Origin of the sequence: Aeromicrobium panaciterrae (assembly GCF_039537165.1) — a bacterium.
GTDB lineage: Bacteria > Actinomycetota > Actinomycetes > Propionibacteriales > Nocardioidaceae > Aeromicrobium > Aeromicrobium panaciterrae.
The window spans coordinates 931063-956626 of the sequence record NZ_BAAAZZ010000002.1; the positions used below are offsets into that span (position 1 = coordinate 931063).

At 67.5% G+C, this 25564-nt stretch carries 31 protein-coding genes and 1 tRNA gene; 20 read left to right on the forward strand and 12 right to left on the reverse strand.

Annotated elements, in window-relative coordinates; genetic code table 11:
* Nucleotides 1-43 precede the first annotated feature (43 nt).
* The 3 genes from pstC to pstB are packed head-to-tail and all read left to right on the forward strand — an operon-like array spanning nt 44 to nt 2850.
* Nucleotides 44-988, forward strand: coding sequence for a phosphate ABC transporter permease subunit PstC (gene pstC, locus ABD683_RS05135; RefSeq protein ID WP_344767919.1), 945 nt, complete (start codon nt 44-46; stop codon nt 986-988).
* The gene (gene pstA, locus ABD683_RS05140) at nt 988-2049 is read left to right on the forward strand and encodes a phosphate ABC transporter permease PstA (RefSeq protein WP_344767920.1); all 1062 of its coding nucleotides are present in this window, start codon (nt 988-990) and stop codon (nt 2047-2049) included. Before pstC ends, pstA begins: the two co-directional genes overlap by 1 nt.
* A gap of 21 nt (nt 2050-2070) precedes the next feature.
* Nucleotides 2071-2850, forward strand: coding sequence for a phosphate ABC transporter ATP-binding protein PstB (gene pstB / locus ABD683_RS05145; RefSeq protein WP_344767921.1), 780 nt, complete (start codon nt 2071-2073; stop codon nt 2848-2850).
* Between the two features lie 149 nt (nt 2851-2999).
* Here pstB and ABD683_RS05150 read toward each other — a convergent pair whose 3' ends face one another.
* From ABD683_RS05150 to ABD683_RS05160, 3 genes are all read right to left on the reverse strand, one after another.
* Entirely contained in the window at nt 3000-4013 is a 1014-nt protein-coding gene (locus ABD683_RS05150; protein ID WP_344767922.1) for an inorganic phosphate transporter, read from the reverse strand.
* A gap of 3 nt (nt 4014-4016) precedes the next feature.
* Nucleotides 4017-4634, reverse strand: a complete 618-nt coding sequence (locus tag ABD683_RS05155; protein WP_344767924.1) for a DUF47 domain-containing protein — start codon at nt 4632-4634, stop codon at nt 4017-4019.
* 78 nt (nt 4635-4712) lie between these two features.
* On the reverse strand, nt 4713-4865 hold the full coding sequence (locus ABD683_RS05160; protein WP_332644218.1) for a hypothetical protein: 153 nt from the start codon (nt 4863-4865) through the stop codon (nt 4713-4715).
* A 159-nt stretch (nt 4866-5024) separates the two neighbouring features.
* On the opposite strand from ABD683_RS05160, the gene ABD683_RS05165 reads away from it, so the two are divergent.
* Both ABD683_RS05165 and ABD683_RS05170 read left to right on the forward strand, forming a co-directional pair.
* Nucleotides 5025-5097: transfer RNA gene (locus tag ABD683_RS05165), tRNA-Lys, on the forward strand.
* A 270-nt stretch (nt 5098-5367) separates the two neighbouring features.
* Nucleotides 5368-6804, forward strand: coding sequence for an MFS transporter (locus ABD683_RS05170; RefSeq protein WP_344767926.1), 1437 nt, complete (start codon nt 5368-5370; stop codon nt 6802-6804).
* On the opposite strand, the gene ABD683_RS05175 is transcribed toward ABD683_RS05170, so the two are convergent.
* A complete protein-coding gene (locus tag ABD683_RS05175) occupies nt 6801-7262 on the reverse strand; it encodes a MarR family winged helix-turn-helix transcriptional regulator (RefSeq protein ID WP_344767927.1) in 462 nt (153 codons plus the stop codon). The two genes, ABD683_RS05170 and ABD683_RS05175, sit on opposite strands and share 4 nt — an antisense overlap.
* Nucleotides 7263-7305: 43 nt before the next feature.
* Here ABD683_RS05175 and pip point away from each other — a divergent pair, with 43 nt between their 5' ends.
* Nucleotides 7306-8274, forward strand: coding sequence for a prolyl aminopeptidase (pip, locus tag ABD683_RS05180; protein WP_344767929.1), 969 nt, complete (start codon nt 7306-7308; stop codon nt 8272-8274).
* Nucleotides 8275-8335: 61 nt separating this feature from the next.
* Here pip and ABD683_RS05185 read toward each other — a convergent pair whose 3' ends face one another.
* From ABD683_RS05185 to ABD683_RS05200, 4 genes are read right to left on the reverse strand one after another with little or no spacing between them, the layout of a single operon-like run.
* Nucleotides 8336-8797, reverse strand: a complete 462-nt coding sequence (locus ABD683_RS05185; RefSeq protein WP_344767930.1) for an SRPBCC domain-containing protein — start codon at nt 8795-8797, stop codon at nt 8336-8338.
* Nucleotides 8794-9570 carry an SDR family oxidoreductase gene (locus tag ABD683_RS05190; protein WP_344767932.1) on the reverse strand — a complete coding sequence of 259 codons (777 nt, stop codon included), beginning with the start codon at nt 9568-9570 and terminating at the stop codon, nt 8794-8796. The genes ABD683_RS05185 and ABD683_RS05190 overlap by 4 nt, the downstream gene beginning before the upstream one ends.
* The gene (locus tag ABD683_RS05195) at nt 9567-10724 is read right to left on the reverse strand and encodes a sulfotransferase family protein (RefSeq protein ID WP_344767934.1); all 1158 of its coding nucleotides are present in this window, start codon (nt 10722-10724) and stop codon (nt 9567-9569) included. The genes ABD683_RS05190 and ABD683_RS05195 overlap by 4 nt, the downstream gene beginning before the upstream one ends.
* Nucleotides 10721-11812 (reverse strand): DUF1214 domain-containing protein, encoded by a 1092-nt coding sequence (locus ABD683_RS05200; RefSeq protein WP_344767936.1) that lies wholly within the window; start codon nt 11810-11812, stop codon nt 10721-10723. Before ABD683_RS05200 ends, ABD683_RS05195 begins: the two co-directional genes overlap by 4 nt.
* Before the next feature lie 180 nt (nt 11813-11992).
* Here ABD683_RS05200 and ABD683_RS05205 point away from each other — a divergent pair, with 180 nt between their 5' ends.
* Both ABD683_RS05205 and ABD683_RS05210 read left to right on the forward strand, forming a co-directional pair.
* A complete protein-coding gene (locus ABD683_RS05205; RefSeq protein ID WP_344767938.1) occupies nt 11993-12778 on the forward strand; it encodes an SDR family NAD(P)-dependent oxidoreductase in 786 nt (261 codons plus the stop codon).
* Nucleotides 12779-12783: 5 nt separating this feature from the next.
* Nucleotides 12784-13221 carry a diguanylate cyclase domain-containing protein gene (locus ABD683_RS05210; RefSeq protein ID WP_344767939.1) on the forward strand — a complete coding sequence of 146 codons (438 nt, stop codon included), beginning with the start codon at nt 12784-12786 and terminating at the stop codon, nt 13219-13221.
* Nucleotide 13222: 1 nt separating this feature from the next.
* On the opposite strand, the gene ABD683_RS05215 is transcribed toward ABD683_RS05210, so the two are convergent.
* From ABD683_RS05215 to ABD683_RS05225, 3 genes are read right to left on the reverse strand one after another with little or no spacing between them, the layout of a single operon-like run.
* Nucleotides 13223-13630: a VOC family protein gene (locus ABD683_RS05215; protein WP_344767940.1), complete on the reverse strand. Its 408-nt coding sequence runs from the start codon at nt 13628-13630 to the stop codon at nt 13223-13225.
* 13 nt (nt 13631-13643) lie between these two features.
* Nucleotides 13644-14723: a sensor histidine kinase gene (locus tag ABD683_RS05220; protein WP_344767942.1), complete on the reverse strand. Its 1080-nt coding sequence runs from the start codon at nt 14721-14723 to the stop codon at nt 13644-13646.
* Nucleotides 14716-15399: a response regulator transcription factor gene (locus ABD683_RS05225; protein WP_344767944.1), complete on the reverse strand. Its 684-nt coding sequence runs from the start codon at nt 15397-15399 to the stop codon at nt 14716-14718. Before ABD683_RS05225 ends, ABD683_RS05220 begins: the two co-directional genes overlap by 8 nt.
* Before the next feature lie 86 nt (nt 15400-15485).
* Here ABD683_RS05225 and ABD683_RS05230 point away from each other — a divergent pair, with 86 nt between their 5' ends.
* The 12 genes from ABD683_RS05230 to ABD683_RS05285 all read left to right on the forward strand — a co-directional run bounded on the left by ABD683_RS05230 (nt 15486) and on the right by ABD683_RS05285 (nt 24732).
* On the forward strand, nt 15486-16127 hold the full coding sequence (locus ABD683_RS05230) for a M15 family metallopeptidase (RefSeq protein ID WP_344767945.1): 642 nt from the start codon (nt 15486-15488) through the stop codon (nt 16125-16127).
* Between the two features lie 26 nt (nt 16128-16153).
* A complete protein-coding gene (locus tag ABD683_RS05235; protein ID WP_344767947.1) occupies nt 16154-16669 on the forward strand; it encodes a hypothetical protein in 516 nt (171 codons plus the stop codon).
* Nucleotides 16669-17745, forward strand: a complete 1077-nt coding sequence (locus tag ABD683_RS05240) for a peptidoglycan-binding protein (RefSeq protein WP_344767949.1) — start codon at nt 16669-16671, stop codon at nt 17743-17745. Before ABD683_RS05235 ends, ABD683_RS05240 begins: the two co-directional genes overlap by 1 nt.
* A 67-nt stretch (nt 17746-17812) precedes the next feature.
* Nucleotides 17813-18508, forward strand: coding sequence for an ABC transporter ATP-binding protein (locus tag ABD683_RS05245; RefSeq protein WP_344767951.1), 696 nt, complete (start codon nt 17813-17815; stop codon nt 18506-18508).
* The gene (locus ABD683_RS05250; RefSeq protein ID WP_344767953.1) at nt 18505-19722 is read left to right on the forward strand and encodes an ABC transporter permease; all 1218 of its coding nucleotides are present in this window, start codon (nt 18505-18507) and stop codon (nt 19720-19722) included. Before ABD683_RS05245 ends, ABD683_RS05250 begins: the two co-directional genes overlap by 4 nt.
* A gap of 20 nt (nt 19723-19742) precedes the next feature.
* Entirely contained in the window at nt 19743-20102 is a 360-nt protein-coding gene (locus tag ABD683_RS05255) for a cupin domain-containing protein (RefSeq protein ID WP_344767955.1), read from the forward strand.
* A 34-nt stretch (nt 20103-20136) separates the two neighbouring features.
* On the forward strand, nt 20137-20844 hold the full coding sequence (locus tag ABD683_RS05260) for a lysoplasmalogenase (protein ID WP_344767956.1): 708 nt from the start codon (nt 20137-20139) through the stop codon (nt 20842-20844).
* Between the two features lie 41 nt (nt 20845-20885).
* Complete coding sequence (locus ABD683_RS05265; protein ID WP_344767958.1) at nt 20886-21437, forward strand: RNA polymerase sigma factor; 552 nt, start codon at nt 20886-20888, stop codon at nt 21435-21437.
* A complete protein-coding gene (locus tag ABD683_RS05270; protein ID WP_344767960.1) occupies nt 21434-22477 on the forward strand; it encodes a CU044_5270 family protein in 1044 nt (347 codons plus the stop codon). The genes ABD683_RS05265 and ABD683_RS05270 overlap by 4 nt, the downstream gene beginning before the upstream one ends.
* A gap of 15 nt (nt 22478-22492) precedes the next feature.
* On the forward strand, nt 22493-23254 hold the full coding sequence (locus tag ABD683_RS05275; protein ID WP_344767962.1) for a lysophospholipid acyltransferase family protein: 762 nt from the start codon (nt 22493-22495) through the stop codon (nt 23252-23254).
* Nucleotides 23254-24093 (forward strand): alpha/beta fold hydrolase, encoded by an 840-nt coding sequence (locus tag ABD683_RS05280; RefSeq protein ID WP_344767963.1) that lies wholly within the window; start codon nt 23254-23256, stop codon nt 24091-24093. The genes ABD683_RS05275 and ABD683_RS05280 overlap by 1 nt, the downstream gene beginning before the upstream one ends.
* A gap of 24 nt (nt 24094-24117) precedes the next feature.
* Nucleotides 24118-24732, forward strand: coding sequence for an RDD family protein (locus tag ABD683_RS05285; protein ID WP_344767965.1), 615 nt, complete (start codon nt 24118-24120; stop codon nt 24730-24732).
* Here ABD683_RS05285 and ABD683_RS05290 read toward each other — a convergent pair.
* Complete coding sequence (locus tag ABD683_RS05290) at nt 24725-25528, reverse strand: exonuclease domain-containing protein (RefSeq protein WP_344767966.1); 804 nt, start codon at nt 25526-25528, stop codon at nt 24725-24727. The two genes, ABD683_RS05285 and ABD683_RS05290, sit on opposite strands and share 8 nt — an antisense overlap.
* Nucleotides 25529-25564 lie beyond the last annotated feature (36 nt).

Genomic DNA, 25564 nt, shown 5'->3' on the forward strand with positions numbered 1-25564 from the left:
ACCACCTCGCTCTTGATGAGCACAGTCTTGAAAGGCACCACCTGTGACCAGCACGCTGACACCCAGCAAGGCTCCGGTAGTTCGCCGTGTCGGTGACCGGGTCTTCTCTGGCTTGTCGACCGGAGCGGGAGTCTTCATCCTGCTGGTGCTCGCCGGCGTCGCGATCTTCCTCACCGTTGAGGGAATCCCCGGCATCCTCGCCAACCCCGACGAGGTCAAGAGCGGCAAGGACTTCCTGCCGTACGTCTGGCCGCTCGTCTTCGGCACGTTGCTGGCAGCCAGCCTCGCGCTCCTCATTGCCGTACCGGTCGCCGTGGGTGTTGCGCTCTTCATCTCGCACTACGCGCCCCGCAAGCTCGGGCAGGCGCTCGGCTACCTGATCGACCTGCTCTCGGCGGTGCCGAGCGTCGTCTACGGGCTCTGGGGCATCCAGTTCCTCTCGCCGCACATGGTGCCGTTCTACAAGTGGCTCGAGGAGCACCTGGGCTTCATCCCGTTCTTCGCCGGCCCGGCGTCGGCCACCGGTCGTACGATCATGACCGCGAGCGTCGTGCTGGCCATCATGATCATGCCGATCATGACCGCGATCTGCCGCGAGATCTTCCTGCAGACGCCGCGGCTCCACGAGGAGGCCGCGCTCGCGCTCGGCGCCACGCGCTGGGAGATGGCCCGCATGGCGATCTTCCCGTACGCACGCTCAGGCATCGTCTCGGCAGCCATGCTCGGCCTGGGCCGCGCGCTCGGTGAGACGCTCGCCGTCGCGATGGTCCTCTCGGTCAGCGTCGGCACCGTCTCGGCCAACCTGATCAGCAGCACCAACCCCAGCACGATCGCGGCCAACATCGCCCTGAGCTTTGCCGAGGCGAGCGGCAAGTCGGTCAACGCACTCGTTGCCAGCGGCTTGGTCCTGTTCGTCATCACCTTCCTCGTCAACTTCGCCGCGCGGGCGATCGTCAACCGCCGGTCCGAGTTCTCCGGAGCCAACTGATGACCACCACGATCAACCCCGTCGACGTCACCGCCGAGCTCCGGGCCGCCCAGCTGCCTCCGTGGGGCACGCGCGGGGTCGTCGCGCTCGCGGCCATTGCCGCCGCGGTCAGCTACTTCGTCCTCGACGGCGGCTTCGCGCCGACCGTCGGGATCGCCTGGCTCATCTGCTTCGCCACGCCACTGTGGTCGCTGATCGTCGAGGGAACCCGCAAGGCCACCGACAGACTGGTGACCCTCCTGGTCACCTCGGCGTTCGTCCTCGCCCTGTTCCCGCTGGTCAGCATCCTCTACACCGTGATCAGCAAGGGCACCAAGGTCCTCTCGGCGGAGTTCTTCTCCTACTCGATGCGCAACGTGGTCGGCGAGGGAGGCGGCATCTACCACGCCGCGATCGGCACCCTCCTGATCACGGGGGCCGCGACGGTCATCTCGGTCCCGATCGGACTGTTCGCCGCGATCTACCTCGTGGAGTACGCCGACGGCAACCGGCTCTCCCGCTGGGTCCGCTTCCTCGTCGACGTCATGACAGGCATCCCGTCGATCGTCGCGGGTCTGTTCGCGTACGCGTTGTTCGTCCTCTTCTTCGGCGAAGGCGTCCGCATGGGCATCGGCGGCTCGGTCGCCCTGTCGGTGCTGATGATCCCGGTCGTCGTGCGCTCGTCGGAGGAGATGCTCAAGCTGGTGCCCAACGAGCTGCGCGAGGCGTCGTACGCACTGGGCGTGCCCAAGTGGCGCACCGTTGCCAAGGTCGTGCTCCCCACGGCACTCGCGGGCATCGTCACGGGTGTCACGCTGGCGATCGCCCGCGTCATCGGCGAGACGGCCCCGCTGCTGATCATCGCCGGCATCACCGACTCGGTGAACTTCAACCTGTTCGACGGGCGCATGGCCACCCTCCCGGTCTTTGCGTACGCCTCACAGCGCAACCCCGGCATCCCGCCGGAGTTCAGCATCGACCGCGCCTGGGGAGCAGCCCTCGTGCTGCTCATCATCGTGATGCTGCTGAACCTGATCGCCCGCCTCGTCTCCCACTTCTTCTCGCCCAAGGGCGAGCGCTAACCGCCCGAAAGGACCACTCACATGGCCAAGAGCATCGACGTCTCAGACCTCGACATCTACTACGGCGACTTCCTCGCCGTCGAAGGTGTCACCATCCCGATCCCGGCACGATCCGTGACCGCGTTCATCGGACCGTCGGGGTGCGGGAAGTCGACCTTCCTCCGCTCGCTCAACCGCATGCACGAGGTCATCCGCGGCGCCCGGGTCGAGGGCAAGGTGCTGGTCGACGGCCAGGACCTGTACGCCGCTGACATGGACCCGGTGAACGTGCGCCGGATGATCGGCATGGTGTTCCAGCGCCCCAACCCGTTCCCCACGATGTCGATCTACGACAACGTCCTCGCGGGACAAAAGCTCAACAGCAAGCGCATGAAGAAGTCCGACTCCGACGACATCGTCGAGCGGTCGCTGCGCAGCGCCGGACTGTGGGCGGAGGTCAAGGACCGCCTCGACCGACCCGGCTCCAGCCTCTCCGGCGGTCAGCAGCAGCGCCTGTGCATCGCCCGCGCCATCTCGGTCGAGCCGGAGATCCTGCTCATGGACGAGCCGTGCTCCGCGCTCGACCCGATCTCGACGAGCGTCATCGAGGACCTGATCCACGAGCTCAAGGAGAAGTACACGATCGTGATCGTCACGCACAACATGCAGCAGGCTGCGCGCGTGTCGGACGAGACGGCGTTCTTCAACCTCTCGGGCGTCGGCAAGCCGGGTCGCCTGATCGAGACCGGCCGCACCGAGGCGATCTTCAGCAACCCGCAGGAACCCGCCACCGAGGCCTACATCCAGGGCCGTTTCGGGTGAGGTCGATTCACGCCAGTGAATCGCGCAGCGGGAACCGCTGACCCACTGGTCCCAAGATTCCCAGCAGGTCCCCCGAATCTGTCACTCCACCCTCGTTGCAACAAGGGTGGAGTGACAGATTTCTGGCTCCTCCTGGGAAACTGCAGGGCCTAGTTGCCCGGGATCACCAGGTGGATGACGAAGTAGCACAGCGCGCCGACCGCAGCCGCTGCCGGAATCGTGATGACCCAGGCCGTGATGATGTTGCGCGCCACTCCCCAGCGGACCGCGCTGAACCGTTTGGTCGCGCCGGCACCCATGACGGCCGACGTCATGGTGTGGGTCGTGGAGACCGGGGCGTGCAGGCCGATCGCCATGCCGTACAGGACGACCGCCGCCGTCGTCTCGGCGGCGAAACCGCGCGGCGGGTCGAGTGCGATGATGCGTCGGCCCATCGTGCGCATGATGCGCATGCCGCCCGACATGGTGCCGAGCGAGATGGCGCCGGCCGCCGCGAGGATGACCCACAGCGGGATGTCGTCACCCGTGTGCTCGCCGCCGGCGATCAGCGCGAGGACGATCACGCCCATGGTCTTCTGTGCGTCCTGCAGGCCGTGACCGAGTGAGAGCGCCGCCGCCGAGACGGTCTGCGAAAGACGGAACCCCCGGTTGACCGCGTGCGGGTTGGCTCGCCGGAAGATCCACATGATCGCGAGCATCACGAGGAACGCACCGCCGAATCCCAGCGCGGGACTCATGAGCATCGGGATGGCGACCTTGTCGATGACCTTGTCCCAGTCGACCGAGACACCGGCCGCCAGGCCGACGCCGATGAGGCCACCGATCAGGGCGTGCGACGAAGACGAGGGGATTCCGAAGTACCACGTGATGAGGTTCCACACGATTGCGCCGACCAGGGCGCTCAGCACCACCGTCAGGGCGTGGTTGGGGGTCAACCCGTCGAACCCGGTGAGGATGTCCTTGATGGTCTTGGCGACCCCGACTCCCAGCAGCGCTCCGACGAAGTTGAGCACCGCCGCCATCATGAGTGCGATGCGCGGCGTCAGCGCCCGAGTCGAGACCGAGGTGGCGATCGCGTTGGCCGCGTCGTGGAAACCGTTGGTGTAGTCGAAGAAGAGCGCAATTGCGACAGTCGTGATCACCAACGCCAGGGTGAGGTCCACGACTCAGGACTCCTTGACGGCGATCTGCTCCACCGTGTTGGCGACGGACTCCAACGCGTCGATGGCGTGCTCGAGGGAGTCGACGATGTCCTTGAGCTTGAGCACCTCGAGCGACTTGTAGCTGCCGCTGAAAAGCTTGGCGACCGCGCGTCGGTAGGACTTGTCGCCTTGGTTCTCGAGGCGGTTGATCTCGATCCAGTACTCGTCGAGGTCCTTCATGGTGCGCAGCCGGGGCATCGCCTCGGCCGTGAGCTGGGTCGCCCGTTGCAGCACCTCGACCTGGGGGGCGAAGTCGGCCGGCAGCTCGCCGAGCTCGTACAGGCCGATCAGGTCGACCGTCTCCTCCATGAAGTCCATGACGTCGTCGAGGTCGCTGGCGAGACGGTAGATGTCCTCGCGGTCGAACGGTGTGATGAAGGAGCTGTTGGCGCGCTTGACGATCTTGTGGGTCGTCTCGTCGGCCTGGTGCTCGGCTTCTCGCATCTGTTCTGCCAGCGCGGCCTTGTCGGTGTCGGAATCGAGCATCTGTGCGAGGAGGTTGGCGCCCCCGACGAGGTGTCCCGCCAACTCCGAGAACAGGTCGTAGAACGAAGTCTCAGTTGGTCGAATGCGGAAACGCACGACAAACTCCCGTCAATGCTGGATAGGGCACGCCCATGCTAGAGGCACGGCGATCTGAAGTGTCAATCGCGGGGGCCGTCATCCGGCCTGGACAATGCCGAGGAGCTCGTCCACCTCGCGTTGCGAGAGGTGTCCTTCCTTGGCAGAAGCCGCAATCATCAGACGACTGGTCAGCTCGATCTCGTCGAGTGCCTGGTCGTCGCGAAGGCGACTGTCCAAGGGCTCTGGCATTCGTGGGTCTCCCGGTGGTGATGTAACTCCGTCACGAAGTGGCCATCGTACCGCGCAAGGGGTCAACGGGCCTTCGTGCTCGTGCTCCGATTCGAGGCTAACCGCTGCGTTGTCCCCGCGCAGGGAGTTTCCACATTGGACTGGCAGACTTGGGCCGCAGGGCCTTTAGCTCAATTGGCAGAGCAGCGGACTTTTAATCCGCGGGTTGTGGGTTCGAGTCCCACAGGGCCCACTACAACGCTTGGCACGACGGGATCAAAGGGTCGGTCGCCGAGATTCGCCGCTCAGGAAATCTACCGAGAGCTGAGCGGCCAGGGCACCTGCGAGAAGCCGCCCTGCGCCGCGCCTGGATCGTCCGGATCACCATTCGTCGGCATACCTGCAATCCCCAAGCCATCGAGTCCCGCACGTGTAGCGCACGTCACGCCAGAAAATTAGTTGCGCCGGACATCTATATGTAGAATACATATGTAGTCCTTTCCGAGTCTCAGGAGACCCCGTCGTGTCCGCACCCGTCCAGATCGCCAAGCGACCTCGCCTGGCCGTGATCGCCCTCTGCCTCGGCGGCCTCGCCGCCGCCCTGACGCAGACGATGGTCATCCCGATCCAGTCCGAGCTTCCCTCCCTGCTCGGCACGTCGGCGTCCAATGCCGCCTGGGTCATCACGATCACGCTGCTCGCCGCTGCGGTGGCGATGCCGGTTGCCGGCCGACTCGCGGACCTGTTCGGCAAGCAACGGGTGCTCACGGTGAACGCCGCGACGCTGGTCGTCGGCTCGGCCATCTGCGCGATGTCGGACACCATCGGCCCGATGCTCGCCGGCCGCGCCCTGCAGGGTCTGGCGATGGGCTTCATCCCGGTCGGCATCTCCCTGATCCGCGAGATCACTCCCCCAGAGCTCGCGGGTACGTCGATCGCCGCCATGAGCGCGACGCTCGGGGTCGGCGGTGCGATCGGACTCCCGCTCGCCGCATGGATCGCCGACGTCGGTGACTGGCACGTGCTGTTCTGGGTCTCCGCCGCGGTCGCCGCCGTCATCCTCGTGCTGATCGTCGCCGTGGTTCCCCACATCCATGACGGCACCTCCGGCAGGCTCGACGTCGTCGGCGCCGTCGGGCTGGCTGTCGGCCTGATCGCCTTCCTCGTCGGCGTCTCCAAGGGCAACGAGTGGGGGTGGACCGACCCCGCCACGATCGGCTTCATCCTCGGCGGTATCGCGGTGCTCGGGGTCTGGGGGACGTACGAGCTGCGGCAGGACGAGCCGCTCGTCGACCTCCGTACGACCGCCAAGATCCCCGTGCTCATGACGAACGTCGCGGCGCTCGCGATCGGCTTCGGCATGATGGCGCAGTCGATCGTCGTCCCGCAGCTCCTGCAGCTCCCGGAGTCGACGGGCTACGGCCTCGGGCAGTCGCTGCTGGAAGCGGGTCTCTGGATGGCGCCCGGCGGCATCATGATGCTGCTGTTCGCCCCGGTCTCGAGCAACCTCATCAAGGGCTTCGGTGCCCGGGTCACGCTGATGATCGGTGCCGGCGTGCTGGGCGTCGGCTACCTCGTCGCGGTCCTCATGATGGGCGCACCGTGGCAGCTCCTGATCGCCTCGTGCATCGCCACCGCCGGTGTCGGCATCGGGTATGCCGCGATGCCGACCCTGATCCTCGACAACGTCGACCCGCGCGAAGCCGGCGCGGCCGTCGGCCTCAACTCGCTGATGCGGTCGATGGGTACGACCCTCGCCGCCGCCGCGATGGCCGTCGTCCTCACCAGCAACACCACCGCCCTCGGCTCGTTCGACATCCCGACGAAGGGCGCCTTCCAGGCCTGCTTCATCATCGGTGCCGTGGCCGCGTTCGTGGGTGTCGCGATCGCCGGGCTCGTCCCGCGGCGCCGCGCGGCCGCTGAGGCCGAGGCGCTCGAGCCGGTGCCAGCGGGGCGCTAGTCGGCCACCTTCGCTCGGGCGTACGCCTCGTCGAGGGCATCGTTGAACGCTGCGAGCTCGTTGACGAACCGACCAGCCCGCTCGACGCCCAGCGCCTCCAGGGCTTCGCGGATCACGGCGGTACGCAGCGCCGCCTCCTGACGGTAGACGTCGATGCCGGCCTGGGTCGGACGGTGCAGCCGCGACGACGTGCCCTCGACGTCGTACCGCTCGATCAGGCCTCGTTCGACAGCCGCCTTGACCTGACGACTCACGGTCGACTGCTCGAGCTGGAGCTCGGTGGCGAGGTCCTTCATCGTCAGGGGTTCGCTGTCGCTCAGCAGCCACAGGATCTTGAACGCCGACAGGTCGACGACGGATCCGGGATAGACCCGCGAGCCACGACGCGCCATGCGCATCAGCTCGGTGCCCACCGCCTCGAGGACGGGTTCGACCCGGGAGTCGCCCGCATCAGTCATGGCATGACGGTAGTACGCCGCCCGCCTCGTTAGGGTCTTCGGTATGCGCGAGTTCTACCCAGCCATCGAGCCCTACGACACCGGCCTCCTCGACGTCGGCGACGGCCAGCAGATCTACTACGAGGTCTCAGGCAATCCCGACGGCAAGCCTGCGGTCTATCTGCACGGCGGACCCGGCGGCGCGTCCAGTCCGGACCAGCGACGGGTTTTCGACCCGGCGAAGTACCGCATCGTCCTGTTCGACCAGCGCGGCTGCGGCAACAGCCTCCCCCACGCCAGCGAGCCGGAGGCCGACCTGAGCGCCAACACGACGTGGCACGTCGTGGCCGACATCGAGGCACTGCGATCGCACCTCGGCATCGAGCGGTGGCTCGTGTGCGGTGGCTCATGGGGCTCGGCGTTGGCACTCGCGTACGCCGAGAAGCACCCCGACAAGGTCACCGAGCTCGTGCTCCGTGGCATCTTCACCCTGCGCAAGAGCGAGCTCGACTGGTTCTACGAGGGCGGCGCCGCCAACATCTACCCCGACCTCTGGGACGGGTTCCTCGCCCCGGTGCCCGAGGCCGAGCGCGGCAACCTGGTCGAGGCATACAGCCGACTGCTCCACGACCCCGATCCCGCTGTGCGCGTCAACGCGGGTACGGCGTGGGCGCGCTGGGAGTCGTCGACCATCACGCTGCTGCCCGACGAGGACGTCATCGCGCACTTCACCGAGGACGCGTTCGCAGTCGCGTTCGCGCGGATCGAGAACCACTACTTCATGAACGACGGCTGGTTCACCGACAACCAGCTCATCGACGACGCGGTGAAGCTCAAGGACATCCCGGGCGTGATCATCCAGGGCCGCTACGACATGTGCACGCCGGCCGTGACGGCATGGGACCTGCACCGCTCCTGGCCCGAGGCGGAGATGAAGATCATCCCCGATGCCGGCCACGCGTTCACCGAGCCGGGCATCCTCGACGCGATCATCGAGGCGACCGACCGGTTCGCCACCAGCCGCGATTTGTGACCTTCGAGGCGTCATCCGCCGCATTTGGCGCCCATAACGTCACAAATCGCGGGGGTGAACGTCAGCGGGCGGCGTACAGCGCTTCGGCTCGCGCCTTGAGCGCGATCGCCACGGAGTCGAAGCCGGCCTGGATCCAGTCGCCGGTCGTCTCCACGACGAGGTCGAGGAGCTCACCGCTGAGCGTGTCGGTCGTGTAGTACTCGCACGACTCCGGACCGGTCTCGGCGATGTATTGGTCGCGCTGGCCCTTGATGCCCTGCATCTCCTCACCGGTGTCGTAGCGCAGGTGGTGCGGTGGGTCGACGATGCGGATGAACTCACGGTTGATGAACGTCTCGTCCGAGCCGTCGACCTGCGGCAGGGTCAGGTCGATCCGGTCGCCGAGCTCCAGGGTGGTCTCCGCGGCAATCGTGTAGGGATTCCACTCCGGATAGCTCGGATAGTCGACCAGGACGTCCCACACGAACGCCGCCGGCGCATTGATCTGCACCGTCACGGACGTCACGAGGTGGGGGCCGCTCATGCCGGCATGTGCTCCCCGCCGTTGACGTCGAGGGTCGCACCGGTGACCTCGGACGCGTAGTGCGACAGCAGGTAGAGGATGCCACCGGCACAGGCCTCGTCGGTCGGGATGCGACCCAGCGGGTTGCGCGACGCGATGTCGTCGTACACCTCCTGCTCGGTGATGCCCTTCTCCTCAGCCGTCATCGTCAGGTAGAAGCGGACGCCGGGACCGTCGAGCCAGCCGAGGATCGCCTGGTTGACGCGGATGCCCTTGGCGCCGAGCTCGAGTGCCATGTATTGCGTCGCACACCCCATCGCCGCCTTGGAGATGGCGTAGCCACCCTCGCCCGCCAGCGGAACGCGGGTCGACATCGTGCCGACGTTGACGATCGAGCCGCCGTCCTTCATGTGCGGCACTGCAGCACGCGCCATGTTGAGCGCTCCGAACAAGATGATGTCCATCGCCCGGCGCAGCGCCTTCTCCTCGGTATCGAGGACGGCGGTGAAGCCGGGGTGCCCGTATGCGCTGTTGACCAGCCCGGAGATCTTGCCGTACTTCTCGACCGCCGCAGCCATGACCGCCTCGACCTGATCGGTCTTGCGTACGTCGCACTGCACCGCGATCGCGTCACCGCCGGCAGCGGTGATCTCCTTCAGCGTCGCGTCCATGACGTCGGCGGAACGAGCCGACATGACGACCTTGGCTCCCTCCTTGGCGGCGCGGATGGCCAGCTTGGCACCCAGTCCCGCTCCGACTCCCGAGACAATGACGACCTCGTCTTTGAGGATCACGGTGCAATCTCCTTCTGATAGAACGCGAAATCTTGCTCCAGCCCGGCTTCGGTGAGTCCGAAGTCCTCGGCCGTGTATGAGTGGGAGCCGTGCCGCTGCTCCTCGTTGCGAGCCATGTAGGCCTCGAGTGCGTCGCGATCGGCTGGGAGACCGAGCTCGCCCATGACCCGGGTGGCCGTGTCGACGGGGTTCTTGACGACGTCGAGGAACTCGACGTCGATGAATCGTTCGGGCCGCTTGGCGCGTACGCCGGTGAACTGCGTGAGCGCCGAGACGAACCGATCGCGCCAGTAGGGACCGACCAGCTTGGGGTCGACGCTGTCGCTGTACTGGGCGGAGATCGCGCAGACCATCGAGGCATACGACGGCACGGCCTTGGTCGGCGAACGGTGCGTCATGACGATCTTGCAGTCGGGGAACGTGTTGAGCACGGTGTCGACCGCCGTCAGGTGGTGCGGCGACTTGAGCATCCACGGCTGGCCATGGCGCTCGGGGCTCTGCCACTGCAGGACCTGCAGCCACTGCTTGAGGTCCTGGTAGGCCTGAGCCTGGTCGAACTCGCGGAGCCAGATGCCGTACGACGGGATCCAGTAGAACGAGTCGAAGCTCATCGAGGTGAACGTGCGGTCCATGAGGATGACGTCCTCTTCGGGGCCGTCCCACTCGATCGTATGGATGTCGCCGAAGTCGGGCGCCATCTCGAGGAACATCTCGTAGCGGTCGCGGGCGCGCTTCTTGCGGATCTCGGCGTCCGGGCTCTCACCCGGGAACGGCAGCGGATATGACGTCTCCCACGACAGCGTCGAGGTCACTTCGGGCGACGATGCGAGGAGCCGGTGCAGCAGCGTCGAACCGGTACGGGGCAGCCCGCAGATCTCGGCGGCGACCCTGACCTCCTCGTCGAGGATCTCGGGGTGGTCGACCTGGAGCTGCTTGAGGCGCAGTCGATCAGCCAGCGAGGCCACGAACTTGCTCCTGGTGAGGTGCAGACCCAGCTCGGAGAGCTTGGCCTCCTCGGCGATCGCCCGGGTGAGCACGGTCAGCGGCTCGACGAACCACTCGTCGCCGTAGTCGCTGAGGCCGGTCTTGTCCCGCGCTGCCTCAAGCAGCCCGGCGACGTCCAGTGCGGTCGCCGTCTCGGCAGCGGTGGTCATGGGGCCTCCAGGTCGACGACCGTGCAGGTCGGAATGGGGTGGTGGTCGGCGCCGAGCCAGCGCAGCAGCGCCGTACCGGTCTCGTGGCCGCAGGTGTCGATCCAGTTGCCGTAGCCAGGGTCTTTGGCGGCGACAACGATCGTCAGCGTGCCGTCGTCATTGAGCTTGGCGGTGTGCTTGTTGACGGTGATCTGGCGCTCCCAGTCGAGCGACTCCATCCACCAGTTGTCGAGCTGGAAGTTCCAGTAGGGGCAGTCGGGCACCTCGGTGCGGATGACCCACGCCTGGCCGGGCTCGAGCGTCCAATAACCGTGGGCGTAGAAGATCTCCGGATCGCCGCCGGCCTTTTGGAAGAACTCCTGGCCGAAGTCGGGCAGCTCGTTGGGCCGCTCCATGAACATCTCGGTCCAGCCGGCGAACATCGCCGCCGTGCCGTGCAGCGAGAACGCGGCCGTCTGGAGCGCCTTGACGAAGTGGTCGGGGTTGAGCTCCTTGCGCTGGACCGGCTCGCCGATGCGCTCGATCGTCCACTGGCCCGGGACCTCGGTCGTACGGTCCATGTAGGTCTGCCGGACGACGAGACCCGTCGAGTCGGGCTCCAGTGGGAGCCAGTTCTTGTCATGCGGCTCGGCGCTGACGATGATCTCGACGGTGCCGTCGGGCTCCACGACGAGGTCCTTGTCGGTCAGCTCGCCGGTCGACGCCATGGTGCCGTCGATCGCGTAGCGGTTGGCCTTCGACCCGATGCTGAAGTAGAAGATCGAGCCGCGCGTGCCGGTGATCTTGTAGGTACGGTCGCCGCGGATGTTGGCCGACAGGTAGACGTTGTCGGGGTTGTCGGCGCCGAGCTTGACCCGGTCGAGCTCGTGCAGGCGCGGGAAGTCGGGGTCGGCGTTCTCGATCGTCGTGTACATCATCTGGCGCAGCAGACGTGTCAGGTAGCGGAAGCCCTCGGCCCGGTCGAGCGGGGTGCTGGGCGCCGTGTCCTTGAGGACCACTTCGCCGGCCGCTTCGAGGGCACGGCAGAAATCGGACCACGCCTTGCCGGAGACCACCTCTTCGGCACCGTCGCCACTCTGTCCACTCATTGGCACCTCCGCCGGTGAAACCTCGCAAATTAGCGGCTACGCCGCGGAACGCTCACGGTCGCTTCGCTCCCTGGTTTGCTGCGGCGTTCGGCCGCGGGCGGCCTCAACCTCAGCAAATCTAGAACACGTTCTACCAGTTCCCCGTGTCAAGGACAACCACTCGGTAGAGTTCGGGACCTCATGACGACTGACCTCTCGACCGACTTCGCCGACTTCACGGGTGCCGCCCTGGTGGTCGGTGGCAGCGGCGGTCTCGGCGCCGCGATCGCGGAGATGCTGGCCGCACGCGGCAGCGATGTCGCGGTGACCTACCGCAGCAACAAGGACTCCGGCAACGCGGTTGCCACGTCCGCGGCCCAGCACGGCGTACGGTCCTCCGCGCACGCGCTCGACGTCACCGACGCCGAGGCCTGCGCCATGGTTCTCGCTGAGATCGCCGCGACCTACGGTGGCCTGCACACGCTGGTCTACGCCTCCGGCCCCCATGTGCCGATGGTGCACCTGTCGACCGTGTCGCCCGCCGACTTCGCCGAGCAGCTCACCCAGGACGCCGTCGGGTTCTTCAACCTCGTCCAGCCAGCCCTGCCTCAGCTGCGCGACGCGAAGGGCTCGATCATCGCCGTCACGACCGCAGCGACGGCGCGATTCCCCGTACGCGACGGGCTCTCGTCCGCGCCCAAGGGTGCCGTCGAGCAGCTCGTACGAGGACTGGCTGCGGAGGAAGGCCGATTCGGCGTGCGGGTCAACGCCGTCGGACCGGGCATGCTCACCGACGGGATGGCGGCGCGCCTGATCGACTCGGGAGAGCTCGACGACCACGCACTGGCGATCACGAAGGGCAACATCCCGCTTCGCCGTTTCGGCAGTGCCGCCGACATCGCCGAAGCCGTGTGCTTCCTCGCCTCCAGCCGAGCAGGATTCATCACCGGCCAGAAGCTCGACATCGACGGCGGATACACGGTCTGAACCCCATGCGCCCGGACCCCGACACACCTCGCGATCCGCTCACGGGTCTGGTCAGTCGTCGAGGGTGGGACCTGATCGTCGCCGAGGCTCAGCACCGCATCGATGACCAGGGCGATCGCGTCGCGGTGGCCGTGATCGCGATCGACGGACTCGAGGCGCTCACCCGCGCCAAGGGAGAGAACGCCGGCAAGGAGGTCATCCGACGCTCCGCGAACGCCCTGAAGGCCGTCGCGGGTTCGGGCGACTGGCTCGCACGGTCGGGTGGGACGTTCCTGGCGATGGCACACAACGTCGGCGAGGACGATCTGCCCGAGCACTTCGGGATCTTCGTCGACGCCATGGCCGCTCACGGAGTGACCGGGTTGCTCGGCTTTGCCGCCGCGGCACCAAGCGTCACCGATGCCCACCTCCGTGCGATCGACGCCCTGGCCGAACAGACCTGACTCAGGTCACCAGGTGTGCGTAGTTGTCGGGCGCCTCGTGATAGCCACGCAGGATGCAGAACTCGTTGCCCTCGGGATCGGCCAGCAGGATCCAGCCGCTGCCGTCCGGGCGCCGGAAGTCCTCGAGCTGGGTGGCACCCAGGGCGATCACCCGCTCGACCTCCTCCTCGCGGGTCCGGTCGGTCGGACGCAGGTCGAAGTGCATGCGGTTCTTGACCGTCTTGCCCTCGGGGACGTTGATGAAGAGGACCCGCTGGCGGCCGTCAGGAGAGAAGATCATGCACTCCTCGTGATCCGGGAGGTTGGGATCCTGGGGGTCCTCGCTCATGCCGAGGACCTGCGCCCACCACACCGACTGCGCATGGGCGTCCCGGGCATCGATCGTGGTGTGAGAGATCTGCGACGTCATGGCTCCACGGTAGTCACCCGGCGGCCGGCAACCGCACCGTCACCCGAAGACCACCCTCGTCCAACGGGGTGAGCGTGAGGGAGCCGTCGTGCGCCGCCGCGATGCTCCTGACGATCGCCAGCCCGAGGCCGACGCCCGAGTGGTCCGACCGAGCGCGGTCGGAGCCACGCTGGAACGGCTCGGTCAGCGTTGCGGCGAGCTGGGGGGTGAGCCTGGCGCCTGAGTTCTCCACCTCGAGCACGACCTCGCCGCCTTCAACCCTGGTCGCGACGCGTACGGTTCCACCCTCGGGGAGGTTGTGGACGATCGCGTTGTGCACGAGGTTGATCGCGAGCTGCAGCAGCAGCGCGTGCGATCCGGCGGTCTGGGCGACGTCTCCACCCGTGTCGATCGTGATCCCGCGCTGCTCGGCCAGCGGGAGCAACGTCTCCGCGGCCTCCTCCGTGATGAGCGAGAGATCCACGGGTTCGCGGGTGAATGCTCGCCGATCGGCGCGGCTGAGCAGCAGCAACGCCTCGGTGAGGTCGATGGCGCGGGTGTTGACGTGCATGAGGCGGTCGATCAGCTCGCCGGTGTCGCGTTCCGGATCGTTGCGCGCCACCTCCAGCAGGGTCTGCGTGATCGCGAGAGGTGTACGCAGCTCGTGCGACGCGTTGGCCGCAAACCGCTGCTGCTCGGCGTCGTGTGCCTCCAGCCGGGCGAGCATGCTGTCGAAGTCGTCGGCCAGCTGACGGAACTCGTCATTGCGCCCCTCCAGGTGGATGCGGTGCGACAACGATCCGGCGGTGGCGAGCCTGGTGGCGTGCGTGATGCGCGTGAGCGGCGCGAGCATGCGGCCGGCCAGCAGCCAACCGCCGACCAGTCCGAACACCAGCAGGGCCACGAGCGCCTGGATTGCTCGCGGCCTGAAGGCATCCAGAAGGTCCGAGCGATCGGGACCGGACGGACCCGTGCCGAAGCGCGGGCCTTCCGGCACATATCGCAGCAGGAAGACCCACACGACGGCGAGCAGCAAGCCGCCCGCGACCATGAGGAACCCGGCATAGCTGAGCGTGAGCTTGAGCCGGACACTCAGGCCGGGCTTCCTAGCCACGGTCGTCAGCCTCTGGTTCGACATCGATCCGATAGCCGACGCCCGGGACCGTCGAGATCAGCCAGGGCTCACCCAGCCGCTTGCGCAGCGCCGAGACCGTGATGCGTACGGCGTTGGTGAACGGGTCGGCGTTCTCGTCCCAGGCCCGCTCCAGCAGCTCCTCGGCGCTGACGACACCGCCCTCGGCGGCGATCAGCACCTCGAGGACCGCGAACTGCTTGCGGGTGAGCGCGACGTACCGGCCGTCGCGAAACACCTCGCGCCGGAACGGATCCAGACGAAGTCCGGCGATCTCGTGCACCGGGGGACGGTTGTGGGCACGCCGTCGGTCAAGTGCTCGCAGCCGGAGCACCAGCTCGCGCAGGTCGAACGGCTTGGTGAGGTAGTCGTCGGCGCCGAGCTCGAATCCGGAGGCCTTGTCGTCGAGACGGTCGGCGGCGGTGAGCATGAGAATCGGCATGCCGCTGCGGGAGTCGACGATGCGCCGGGCGATCTCGTCACCGGATGGTCCCGGGATGTCGCGGTCGAGCACCGCGATGTCGTACGTGTTGACGCTCAGCATCTCGAGCGCGGTGTCACCGTCTGCGGCGATGTCGGCGGCGATCGCCTCGAGCCGGAGCCCGTCGCGGATGGCCTCGGCCATCAACGGCTCATCCTCGACGACCAGCACACGCATCCTCCGATGCTAGTGACTGGTGGATATCGCGGGCATATCGAAATTCGCATACGCCCTCACAACAGTCGTCTCCCTTGACTGGATGCATGAACCACCGCACACCCGCACGATCCACGTTCCGCACCACCGCGCTCGTCGTCGCCGTCGGCTCAACCGCGCTCATCGGATTCCTCGGCTACACGTCGTACGGCGCCTCACCGACCGCAGCCGACCAGCTCGGCGTCTCCGACGTCCGCGCACACCCTGCACCGCACCCTGCCGCACCGCCCAAGGACCGTGACCTGCGCGACGAGTCCGGCCGGGTCTCCGGGAACGTCACTGTCTTCGACGACAGCTCGGCGGCCGTGACCAGGCTCGACGGCGACCTGCTCCGCGCCCTTCGTGAAGCTGCCACGGACGCTGCCGATGACGGCATCACGATCTACGTCAACAGCGGCTGGCGCTCCAAGGACTACCAGAACGACCTGCTCCGGGACGCCGTCTCGAAGTACGGCTCGATGGCGGCGGCCGCCCGCTGGGTCGCGACCCCGCAGACGTCGCCGCACGTCTCGGGTGACGCCGTCGACGTCGGCAAGACGAACGCCATGAGCTGGCTGTCGCAGCACGGTGCGGCGTACGGGCTGTGCCAGATCTATGGCAACGAGCCCTGGCACTTCGAGCTGCGCGACACCCGCAACGGCTGCCCCCAGATGTACGCCGATCCCACCCACGACCCACGCATGCAGTGATGACACACCACCACCCGGGAGAAGACATGACCCTTCAGATTCGTCCATTCGCAGCCCTCGCCATCGTCGCGCTGCTCGCAGCGGGATGTTCCGGCTCGTCGGGAGGCTCCGACGCAGGTGGCACGGGCACCGACACGTACCAGGCGTCCGTGAAGTTCGCCGAGTGCATGCGCGACAACGGCGTGCCCGAGTTCCCCGACCCCGGCGCGGACGGCGAGCTCACCCTCGACAGCGTGGCCAACGGTTCGTCGATCGACACCGATGGCGCCGCATGGAAGACCGCGACTGCGGCGTGCAAGGACCTCGAGCCTGCAGGGTTCACGGGTCACAAGAGATCGGCTGCCCAGCAGGTCGAGGCACTCAAGTTCGCCCAGTGCATCCGCGAGAACGGCGTCGAGGACTTCCCGGACCCCGGACCGGACGACCCGATGGTCGACACCAACAAGATCCCATCGGCCAACGAGTCCGGCGGCATGACGATCCTCAACGCGGCGATGGACACGTGCGGGAAGCTCGCCGAAAAGGCCGGGGCGGGCAAGTAGTGGAACGACGGACATGGGTGCTCGGCGGCGTCGGCGCGCTGATCATCGCCCTCGTGATCGGGGCGGTCGTGCTGGACGGGACAGGCGACGCCGCGGCCGCCAAGGAGCAGCCCGTCGCCACCGCGAAGGTCGTCAAGGGACCGCTGTCGGCACTGGTGTCCCTGCACGGCACCCTGACCCGCCGGGCGCTGGCGGACGGCTCGCCATACATCGTCATCAACCGGGCCACCGGCACCTACACGAAGCTGCCGACCGCGGCCAAGGTCGACTGCGGCGAGGTGCTCTATCGCGTCGACGACCGCCCCGTGCTGCTGCTCTGCGGCACCGTTCCGGCCTACCGCGATCTCGCGATCGGATCGGCCGGCAAGGACGTACGGCAGCTCAACCACACGCTGCACGCGCTCGGCAACACCGACGTCGATCCGACGTCTGACGTCTTCGGTCCGGCGACCCGGGCTGCACTCGTGTCGCTCCAGCGCGACACCGGGCTCGACCCGACCGGCGTCCTCCGGATCGACGAGGCGGTGTTCCTGCCCGAGGCTGTGCTGGTCTCCAGGATGATCGCCCCGCTGGGCGGTTCGGCGCGACCCGGGGCCGAGGTCGCGGAGGCCACGTCGGACTCGCTCGAGGTGCAGGTCAGCCTCAACGCGTCGCAGCAGGGAGCGGTCCATGAGGGCGACACGGCTCGGATCTCGCTTCCGGGCAACGTCTCGGTCACCGGCAAGGTCGACCGGATCGGCCGCGTGGCCCAGGCGCCGGCCGGCAAGGACGGCGAACCGGGAGCCGCGACGATCCCGGTCCACCTCTCGCTCGACGATCCCAAGAAGGCACGCGGCCTCGACCTGGCACCCGTGTCGGTCGACATCACGACCCGTGGCGTGGAGGGTGCGCTGAGCGTCCCGGTGATCGCGCTCGTCGGGAAGTCGGGCAGCGGGTTCGGGGTCGAGGTCGTACGTGCCAGCGGACACCGCGACCTGGTCGCGGTGGAGCTCGGCCTGTTCGACACGACCGCCGGACGGGTCCAGGTCACCGGCCAGCTCAAAGCCGGCGACCGCGTCGTGGTGCCGAGATCGTGAGCGAGCGAACCATCAGGGCACTCGCGCCGGGGCATCCGTACCGTGCCTCTTCCACGGAGGTTCCGGCGTGAGCGCGACGGTTCTCGGGCTGGACGGCGTCAGCAAGGTGTACGGCGAGCAGCCGCCCGTGCACGCCCTCCGCGACGTGTCGTTCTCGGTGCGCCAGGGCGAGCTGGTGGCGATCGTCGGCCCCTCCGGCTCGGGGAAGTCGACACTGCTGCACGTCATGGGCACGCTCGAGCAGCCCAGCAGCGGGACCGTCAGCATCAACGGTGTCGAGGCGTCGAGCCTCGACGACCGCGCCCTGTCGCTGCTTCGGGCACGCGAGATCGGTTTCGTGTTCCAGCAGTTCTTCCTCGCCGAGCACGCCACGGTACGAGAGAACGTCGCCGACGGACTGCTGTATGCCGGGGTGACTGCCGCCGAGCGACGCCGTCGCGCTGACGAGGCGCTCGAACGGGTCGGGCTCGCCGAGCGGGCGACCTTCAAGCCGACCAAGCTGTCAGGCGGTCAGCGACAGCGCGTCGCCATCGCCCGGGCACTCGTGGGCCAGCCCGCGATCGTGCTGGCGGACGAACCGACCGGCAACCTCGACAGCTCGACCGGAACCTCGATCATGGAGCTCCTCCGCGAGCTCAACGCCGGCGGCGCGACGATCGTCATGATCACGCACGACGCCGACCTCGCCGACCAGCTGCCGCGGCAGATCCGGATGCTCGACGGTCAGGTGCTCTCCGACACGGCCAGGATCGGTGCACCGTGAGGGTCGGCCAGCTCGAGTTCAAGGACGAGCTGCGGGTCGCCACGGTCGGACTGCGATCGCGCCCGCTCCGTGCAGCGCTCTCGGCACTGGGCATCGCGATCGGTACGGCGGCGATCGTCGCGGTGCTCGGCTTGTCCGCCTCGTCGCAGGCCGGGCTGCTCGCCGAGATCGACCGGCTCGGCACCAACATGCTCACGGTCGAGGCCGGGCAACGCCTGGCGGGAGGTGCGGCCACGCTCCCGCTCGAGGCCACTGCGCGTATCAGCCACACCGGCGGCGTCGAGCAGCTGGCACACACCGCCGTGCTCCGGGACCAGAAGGTCTACCGGAACTCGATGATCCCGGAGGCCAGCTCCGGGGGCCTCCAGGTCCGTGCGACGAGCCTCAACGTACCGACCGTGCTCAACACGGGTGTCGCCCACGGCACCTGGCTCAACGCCGGCACCGAGCAGATGCCTGTCGTCGTGCTCGGCTCCACCGCTGCAGATCGCCTCGGCATCGATCGCGTACGGCCGGACCTGCGGATCTGGCTCGGCGGGCAGTGGTTCACGGTGGCCGGCGTCCTCAAGCCGGCCCCGCTGGAGCCCGACCTCGACACCAGCGCGCTGGTCGGATATCCCGCCGCCCGGGAGTTCCTCGGGTACGTCAGCCTCCCGAACGGTGTGGCACAGTCCGGGCCGCCCACGGAGATCTACGTACGAACGGTGACCGGTGAAGAGGCCAAGGTGCAGTCGCTGCTCGGCCGTACGGCCAACCCCGAGGCACCCAACGAGGTCAACGTCAGCCAGCCGTCCGACGTGCTGACCGCCCGGGCGGCGGCGGCCGGCGCGTTCGACAGCCTGTTCCTCGGGCTCGGAGTGGTCGCGCTGATCGTCGGCGCCGTCGGCGTCGCCAACATCATGATCATCTCGGTGCTCGAGCGGCGTTCGGAGATCGGTCTGAGACGCGCACTCGGTGCGACGCAGGGGCAGATCCGTACGCAGTTCCTCTCCGAGTCGATCCTGCTGGCCGTCATCGGCGGAGTCGTCGGTGTCATCGCCGGGGTCGCGGCCACCGCGGTCTACGCCGCCGCGAAGGGGTGGACCGTCGTCATCCCCGTCGAGGCGTGGACCGGTGGCATCGGATCGGCGCTGCTGATCGGCGCGCTCGCCGGGTTGCTGCCCGCGCTGCGCGCATCGCGGATGCCCCCGACCGTGGCATTGCGGACGGTGTGACGCCGACCTAGCGTGACGACATGCATGTCATACAGACGACGGGCACCACTCGTCCGGACGGGCGCATCGTCGACAACATCGAGGGTGCGGCGTACGACGCGGGAGTGTCGCTGATCTTCGAGGACAGCGACCAGGACGGCGAAGGGCCCTACCTCCATCAACATCCCTACGCCGAGACGTTCGTGATCCGCGGCGGCAAGTCGCTGTTCACCGTCGCGGGCGAGCAGCTGCTCGGCGTTGCCGGGCAGGTCCTGGTCGTCCCCAAGCTGACGCCGCACAAGTTCGAAGTCGTCGGTCCCGAGCGCTACATCGCGACCCACATCCACGCGAGCGCCACCTTCATCACCGAGTGGCTCGAAGGTCCCCGCGCCGGAACGTAGGGCGTGGAGCCCAGGCGGCGGTAGCGTGATCCCCATGACGGCCATGAAGAGTCCCTGGATCATCGCATTCGGCGTGGTGACCGTGGTCCATCTCGTGCTCAACGGTGCCGAGGCCGATCCGTGGGACAGCATCTCGAAGTGCCTGCTGGCTCCCCTGCTCGTCGGCTGGGTCGTCGAGCAGAAGGGCCCACGCCTGCTCGCGCTGGCGCTGGTGTTCTGTTTCTTCGGCGACCTGTTCCTGGAGCTCGACGACCTCTTCATCGTCGGAATGGCCGCGTTCGCGCTGGGCCACATCTGCTTCATCCGCTTCTTCGTCTCGCGCGGCGCCGTGGGACAACTCAAGCGCAAGCCCTGGATCCTCGCGGTCTACATCGCTGCTGGCATCGCGATGATCGTGTACGGCTGGAGCGGCCTCGAGGACGGGCTCAAACCCGTCGTGCCGATCTACGCGGCACTTCTGGTCGGCACCGGAGCGACCTCTCTTGCCACCGACGTCCGCGCCGGCATCGGCGGGTTGCTGTTCCTGATCTCCGACGGGCTGATCCTGCTCGGCGAGGCAGACAAGATCGACAAGGACGCCACCTGGACCGGTCTCGCGATCATGGCGACCTACATCGCCGCGATCTTCTTCCTGACCTCCGGCATCCTCAACCGCGAGAAGGTCACCCTCGCGGCTGGCCCCGGCTTCGACCCGACGGTCCGTACGGACTGCTGGCCGGTCTTCCCCGACGCCAAGGCGTGACTCCGCTGTAATGGCGGACGCACTCCCGGACATACAAGGGCATGCGCCCCGCTGACGACGAACGTCGCCACTCCTTCGAAGCCCTCTACCGGGCGACACTGCCCGCGGTCCGGTCGTACGCGCGTCGCCGTGCTGCGCCCGACATCGCTGAAGATGTCGTCGCGAGCACGTTTCTCACGGCCTGGCGACGCTGTGACGAAGCCGTCGCCGGTGGACTTCCGTGGTTGTACCGGACCGCACGGTTCACGCTGGCCAATCATCAACGCACCGAACGACGCCAGCTCCGGGTCGCCCAGCGCGTGGTTGACACGACCGAGACCACCACGCCGGACGCCATGGCGGAGACCGACGAACGGTCACTGGTGCTCGATGCCATCCAGCGGCTCGGCGAGGACGATCGCGAGATCCTCCAGCTCGTCTACTGGGAGCACCTGACCGTCAAGGCGGTCGCTGTCGTCCTCGAATGCCGTCCCGGCACCGCCGCGGTTCGCCTGCACCGGGCCAGAGGCAGGCTGCGCGACGCACTGTCGGGGCCACCTGATCCACCACCGCACCCCCTCCCGACCACCCACATCTCCGAGGTGACTTCATGAACACCGTCATTCGTCTTCTCACCGAGCTCGACCCCGAGGCCGCAGCTCCCACCACACTCACCGAGGAGGACGAGCAACTGCTCCGAACGATCCTGGAGCAGCCAATCCCGCAGCCTGCTCGAAAGAAGCGGCCGTACGTGCGCCGGATCGTGGTCGTCACCGCTGGTGTCGCGGCCATCGTCGGCATCGGCCTCACGCAGATCGACATCGGCGGCAAGGCTGTTGGTCCGTCGTCCGCCGCTGCTGCCGTGCTCGAGCGTGCCGCGGACGCGACACTGGCCGAGTCCGACCCGCTCGTACACCCCGGACAGTTCCTTCACATCACGCTCGTCGAGGACGCTTGGGAACCTGGCTACGACTCCAACACAGATTCGTTGGAGTACGGCGACCTCGACGCGACGGAGGCACTGAGGATGGTGCGTGAGCGACGCACCCGGCAGATCTGGATCCCTTACGAGTCCGATCACGACTGGACGTTCCAAGAGCGCACCACGCTGGTCAGCACCTTCAGCCGGGACGCGGCCAGGCGGGCGAAGGATGAGGCAAAGCTGACCGACGGCACGTACACCCGGCCGAGCTGGAGCGTCCGCGGCGGAGACAACTACATTCCGACGTACGACCCCGACTGGTACGCCTCATTGCCTCGCGATCCTGAGCAGATGCTCGCGCGTATCAGGACGGACATTGGATCCGGGGATGACACGTCGCCGAGCAGCCTGTTCGAGGAGACCTACAGCGAGGTGCTGCGTAGCGGCGTCGCACCCGCGAGCGTCCGTGCAGCGCTTTTCAACCAGCTCGCAACCATGCCGGGCATGAAGGTCGTCGACGGAGTCACCAACCTCGACGGCACGGCGGGAGTGGCAATCTCATTCGGCGACAAGGGCAAGCAGCTGATGTTCGATCGCAAGACGGGACGCTACATCGGGGAACGCGCTGCGGATCCAGAATTCCCAGACGTGCCAGGGTTGGACAAGGCCAAGACAACGTTCCTGACTTCGGTCACGACCGACGTCGTTGACAACGCGCCGAAGGTCGACTGACCTTACGCTGGTCAGGTGCCGGGCAGCGATCGGACATACAAGGTCGTCAATCGCGTGTTCGCGATCGTGTTCGCGGTCATGGGCTACCGGTTCGACGTACGCGGTGCCGAGCACATCCCGGCGAGTGGCCCCGGCATCCTCGCCGGCAACCACATCGGATTCCTCGACTTCACGTTCATCGGGTACGCCGCACGCGAGCGCGACCGCCTGGTGCGGTTCATGGCGAAGCAGTCGGTGTTCGACACCCGCGGCGCCGGCTGGTTCATGCGCAGGATGCGGCACATCCCGGTCGACCGCCGTGAGGGTTGGCGCGCCTACCGACACGGTCTCCGGATGATCGACGAGGGCCAGCTGGTCGGCGTCTTCCCCGAGGCGACGATCAGCCGCTCCTGGCTGCTCAAGCCGTTCAAGCGCGGGGCAGCGGGCTTCTCCGTCAGCCGACAGGTGCCGCTGGTGCCGGTGATCGTGTGGGGCGGCCATCGCATCTACACCGTCGACGGTCACCGATCGCTGCGTCGACGCGTGCCGATCACGGTCAGCATCGGCGAGCCGCTCCTACCCGGTGACCGCGAGACGATCGATGAGCTGTCGGCGCGGCTGCACGTGGCCATGGAGGCACTGCTCGACGAGGCGATCGACACGTACCCCGAGAAGCCTCGCAACGATGCCGATCGCTGGTGGCTGCCGCACGATCGCGGCGGCACCGCGCCCGACGTCGAGACCGCTGCGGTGCTGGACCGCGAGGCCGTGGCGCGGATTGGCGATACGTTCGAGTAGTGAGCTTCCACGAGACGCCGCCGGTCACGATCGGCGAATCGACGTACGACGTACGCTTCGCGGGTCCCGATGGCGGCACGCCCGTCATGTTGCTCCACGGATTTCCCGAGACCTCGCTCTCGTGGTCGGCTGTCGCTCCGCTGCTGGCCGATGCGGGCCTGAGGGTCATCGCACCCGACCAGCGCGGCTACTCGCCCGGCGCCCGGCTGCCCGAGGTCAGCGACTACGCCACCGAAGTCCTTGCCGATGACGCGATTGCCCTCGCCGATGCTCTCGAGATCCGCTCGTTCCACCTCGTCGGCCACGACTGGGGCGCTGCTGTCGCCTGGGTCGCCGCCGCCAAGCACGCCGACCGGCTGCACTCCCTGACGGCGGTCTCGGTGCCTCACCTGGCGGCATACGGCGCCGCGTTGATGAACGATCCCGACCAGCAGCAGCGCGCCGCATACATCGGGCTGCTCCGCCAGGAGGGCAAGGCTGAGCACCTGCTGCTCGAGGACGGCGGCGAGCGCCTGAAGGCGATGTACGGCGACGCCGTGCCGGCCGAGCAGGCTGCCGCCTACATCGCCCACCTCTCCGAGCCGGGCGCCCTGACGGCAGCGCTCAACTGGTACCGCGCCATGACTGCCGACCTGTCGTCGCTGCCCGCCGTGACCGTTCCGACGACATACGTCTGGAGCGACCAGGACATCGCGATCGGCCGCGTTCCCGCCGAGCAGTGCCACGAGTTCGTCGACGCCGACTACCGGTTCGTCGAGCTGGGCGGTGTCACGCACTGGATCCCGGAGCAGGCACCCGGCGCGCTCGCCAAGGCAATCATCGATCGCGTCCGAGCGTGACACCGTATGGCCTAGGTTGTTGATGTGACTCAGCCACCTGACGACCAGCAGCCGAAGCCGGACGAGCCGACCTACCCGGCCTACCCGACCTACCCCGGGGCCACCCCGGACGGTGGCTACCCGCCGCCGCCCGCGTACGGCTCGCCTCAGCACAACCCGTACGGCGGCTGGCCGCCGCCGCAGGGCTTCCCCGTCCAGCAGAGCGGGTTCGCCAGCTGGATCGAGCGAGTCGGCGCCTTCATCCTCGACTCGCTCCCGGGCATCGCGATCAGCTTCATCGCCACAGCGATCTTCGGCGAGCCCATCCGGGTCATCGAGAACGGAGACACCGTGTCGTTCGAGACCTCGGGCAGCGCCATTGTCGCGGTCTACGGCCTCGGGCTGCTGTGGGGCATCTTCAACTTCATCTACCTCCAGGGCAAGACTGGGCAGACGATCGGCAAGATGGCGCTCGGCATCGCGGTCTACCGCGCCGGCACGACGCAGCCGATCGGCTTCGGCCTGGCCATCGGTCGCTACTTCGCCCGCTTCCTCGACGTCATCCCGTGCTACCTCGGCCTGCTGTGGCCCCTGTGGGACAACGAGAAGCGGACCTTCGCCGACATGATCTGCGGGACCCGCGTCTACAAGATCAGGTAGGGCTCGTCAGCACTGACGCCAGCGGCCAGCCGTCGGGGTCGTTGAGCGGGCGATCGACTGTCCGGGCGTACGCGTTCCAGTCCTCCGCACGATCGGCGAACCAGGATCGCTGGCGAGCCATCAGCTCGACGAGAGTGTTGGCGGCAACGTACGGATGCCGTGCACCGACCTCGTAGGCGACTCCGCGCGCGGCCCGCGCATCGGCCGCCGCGTCATGGGCGTTGTCGAGCGGCACCGAGTAATAGGCGGCGACATCGGTGAGCTTGCGAGAGCCCAGCGTGCCGCGCAGGATGCCCCAGTCGATGACGTAGGGGTCGACGACCAGCAGCCGGTCCCAATCAGGCTGCGGGACGCCCCAACGGGTCGCCTCGGCATGCAGCATCGACAGGTCGTATGCCGCGTTGAACACGACGAGCCCGACCCCGCGGTCGATCAGCTGCTGGACCCACTCCACGACGATCGCGATGCCGATGGCCGGAGGCGGCGCATCGGCGAGCAGGACGTCGGTGATGCCGTGCACCTCGGCCGACGACGCCGGGATCGGGATGCCGGGATTGATCAGCCCGTTGACGTCGGGGCCCACGTCGGAGATCAGCGCATAGCTGAGGACCCGGTCGTTGAGCGGGTCGATGCCGGTCGTCTCGAAGTCGAGCGATGCCAACGGCGCGCGATGCCAGCCGTCGTGGTCGCCGCGCGGAGGTGGCTTGGGCTGACGTTCGGCGACACGCCTGCTGATGGCGATCGCCACGGCGACGCCTCCGGCGATGCCGGCCAACGCGTACTTGTTGATGCGCACCTGACCTCCTGAAGCCCACGTTAGCCAGCGCGCACG

What these genes read in the sequence shown, in the direction of transcription:
- pstA (WP_344767920.1), top strand. Translation starts at nt 988, where the DNA reads ATGACCACCACGATCAACCCCGTCGACGTCACCGCCGAGCTCCGGGCC.
- pstB (WP_344767921.1), top strand. Translation starts at nt 2,071, where the DNA reads ATGGCCAAGAGCATCGACGTCTCAGACCTCGACATCTACTACGGCGAC.
- ABD683_RS05160 (WP_332644218.1), bottom strand. Translation starts at nt 4,865, where the DNA reads ATGCCAGAGCCCTTGGACAGTCGCCTTCGCGACGACCAGGCACTCGAC.
- ABD683_RS05175 (WP_344767927.1), bottom strand. Translation starts at nt 7,262, where the DNA reads ATGACTGATGCGGGCGACTCCCGGGTCGAACCCGTCCTCGAGGCGGTG.
- pip (WP_344767929.1), top strand. Translation starts at nt 7,306, where the DNA reads ATGCGCGAGTTCTACCCAGCCATCGAGCCCTACGACACCGGCCTCCTC.
- ABD683_RS05185 (WP_344767930.1), bottom strand. Translation starts at nt 8,797, where the DNA reads ATGAGCGGCCCCCACCTCGTGACGTCCGTGACGGTGCAGATCAATGCG.
- ABD683_RS05195 (WP_344767934.1), bottom strand. Translation starts at nt 10,724, where the DNA reads ATGACCACCGCTGCCGAGACGGCGACCGCACTGGACGTCGCCGGGCTG.
- ABD683_RS05200 (WP_344767936.1), bottom strand. Translation starts at nt 11,812, where the DNA reads ATGAGTGGACAGAGTGGCGACGGTGCCGAAGAGGTGGTCTCCGGCAAG.
- ABD683_RS05205 (WP_344767938.1), top strand. Translation starts at nt 11,993, where the DNA reads ATGACGACTGACCTCTCGACCGACTTCGCCGACTTCACGGGTGCCGCC.
- ABD683_RS05210 (WP_344767939.1), top strand. Translation starts at nt 12,784, where the DNA reads ATGCGCCCGGACCCCGACACACCTCGCGATCCGCTCACGGGTCTGGTC.
- ABD683_RS05215 (WP_344767940.1), bottom strand. Translation starts at nt 13,630, where the DNA reads ATGACGTCGCAGATCTCTCACACCACGATCGATGCCCGGGACGCCCAT.
- ABD683_RS05225 (WP_344767944.1), bottom strand. Translation starts at nt 15,399, where the DNA reads ATGCGTGTGCTGGTCGTCGAGGATGAGCCGTTGATGGCCGAGGCCATC.
- ABD683_RS05230 (WP_344767945.1), top strand. Translation starts at nt 15,486, where the DNA reads ATGAACCACCGCACACCCGCACGATCCACGTTCCGCACCACCGCGCTC.
- ABD683_RS05235 (WP_344767947.1), top strand. Translation starts at nt 16,154, where the DNA reads ATGACCCTTCAGATTCGTCCATTCGCAGCCCTCGCCATCGTCGCGCTG.
- ABD683_RS05255 (WP_344767955.1), top strand. Translation starts at nt 19,743, where the DNA reads ATGCATGTCATACAGACGACGGGCACCACTCGTCCGGACGGGCGCATC.
- ABD683_RS05260 (WP_344767956.1), top strand. Translation starts at nt 20,137, where the DNA reads ATGACGGCCATGAAGAGTCCCTGGATCATCGCATTCGGCGTGGTGACC.
- ABD683_RS05265 (WP_344767958.1), top strand. Translation starts at nt 20,886, where the DNA reads ATGCGCCCCGCTGACGACGAACGTCGCCACTCCTTCGAAGCCCTCTAC.
- ABD683_RS05270 (WP_344767960.1), top strand. Translation starts at nt 21,434, where the DNA reads ATGAACACCGTCATTCGTCTTCTCACCGAGCTCGACCCCGAGGCCGCA.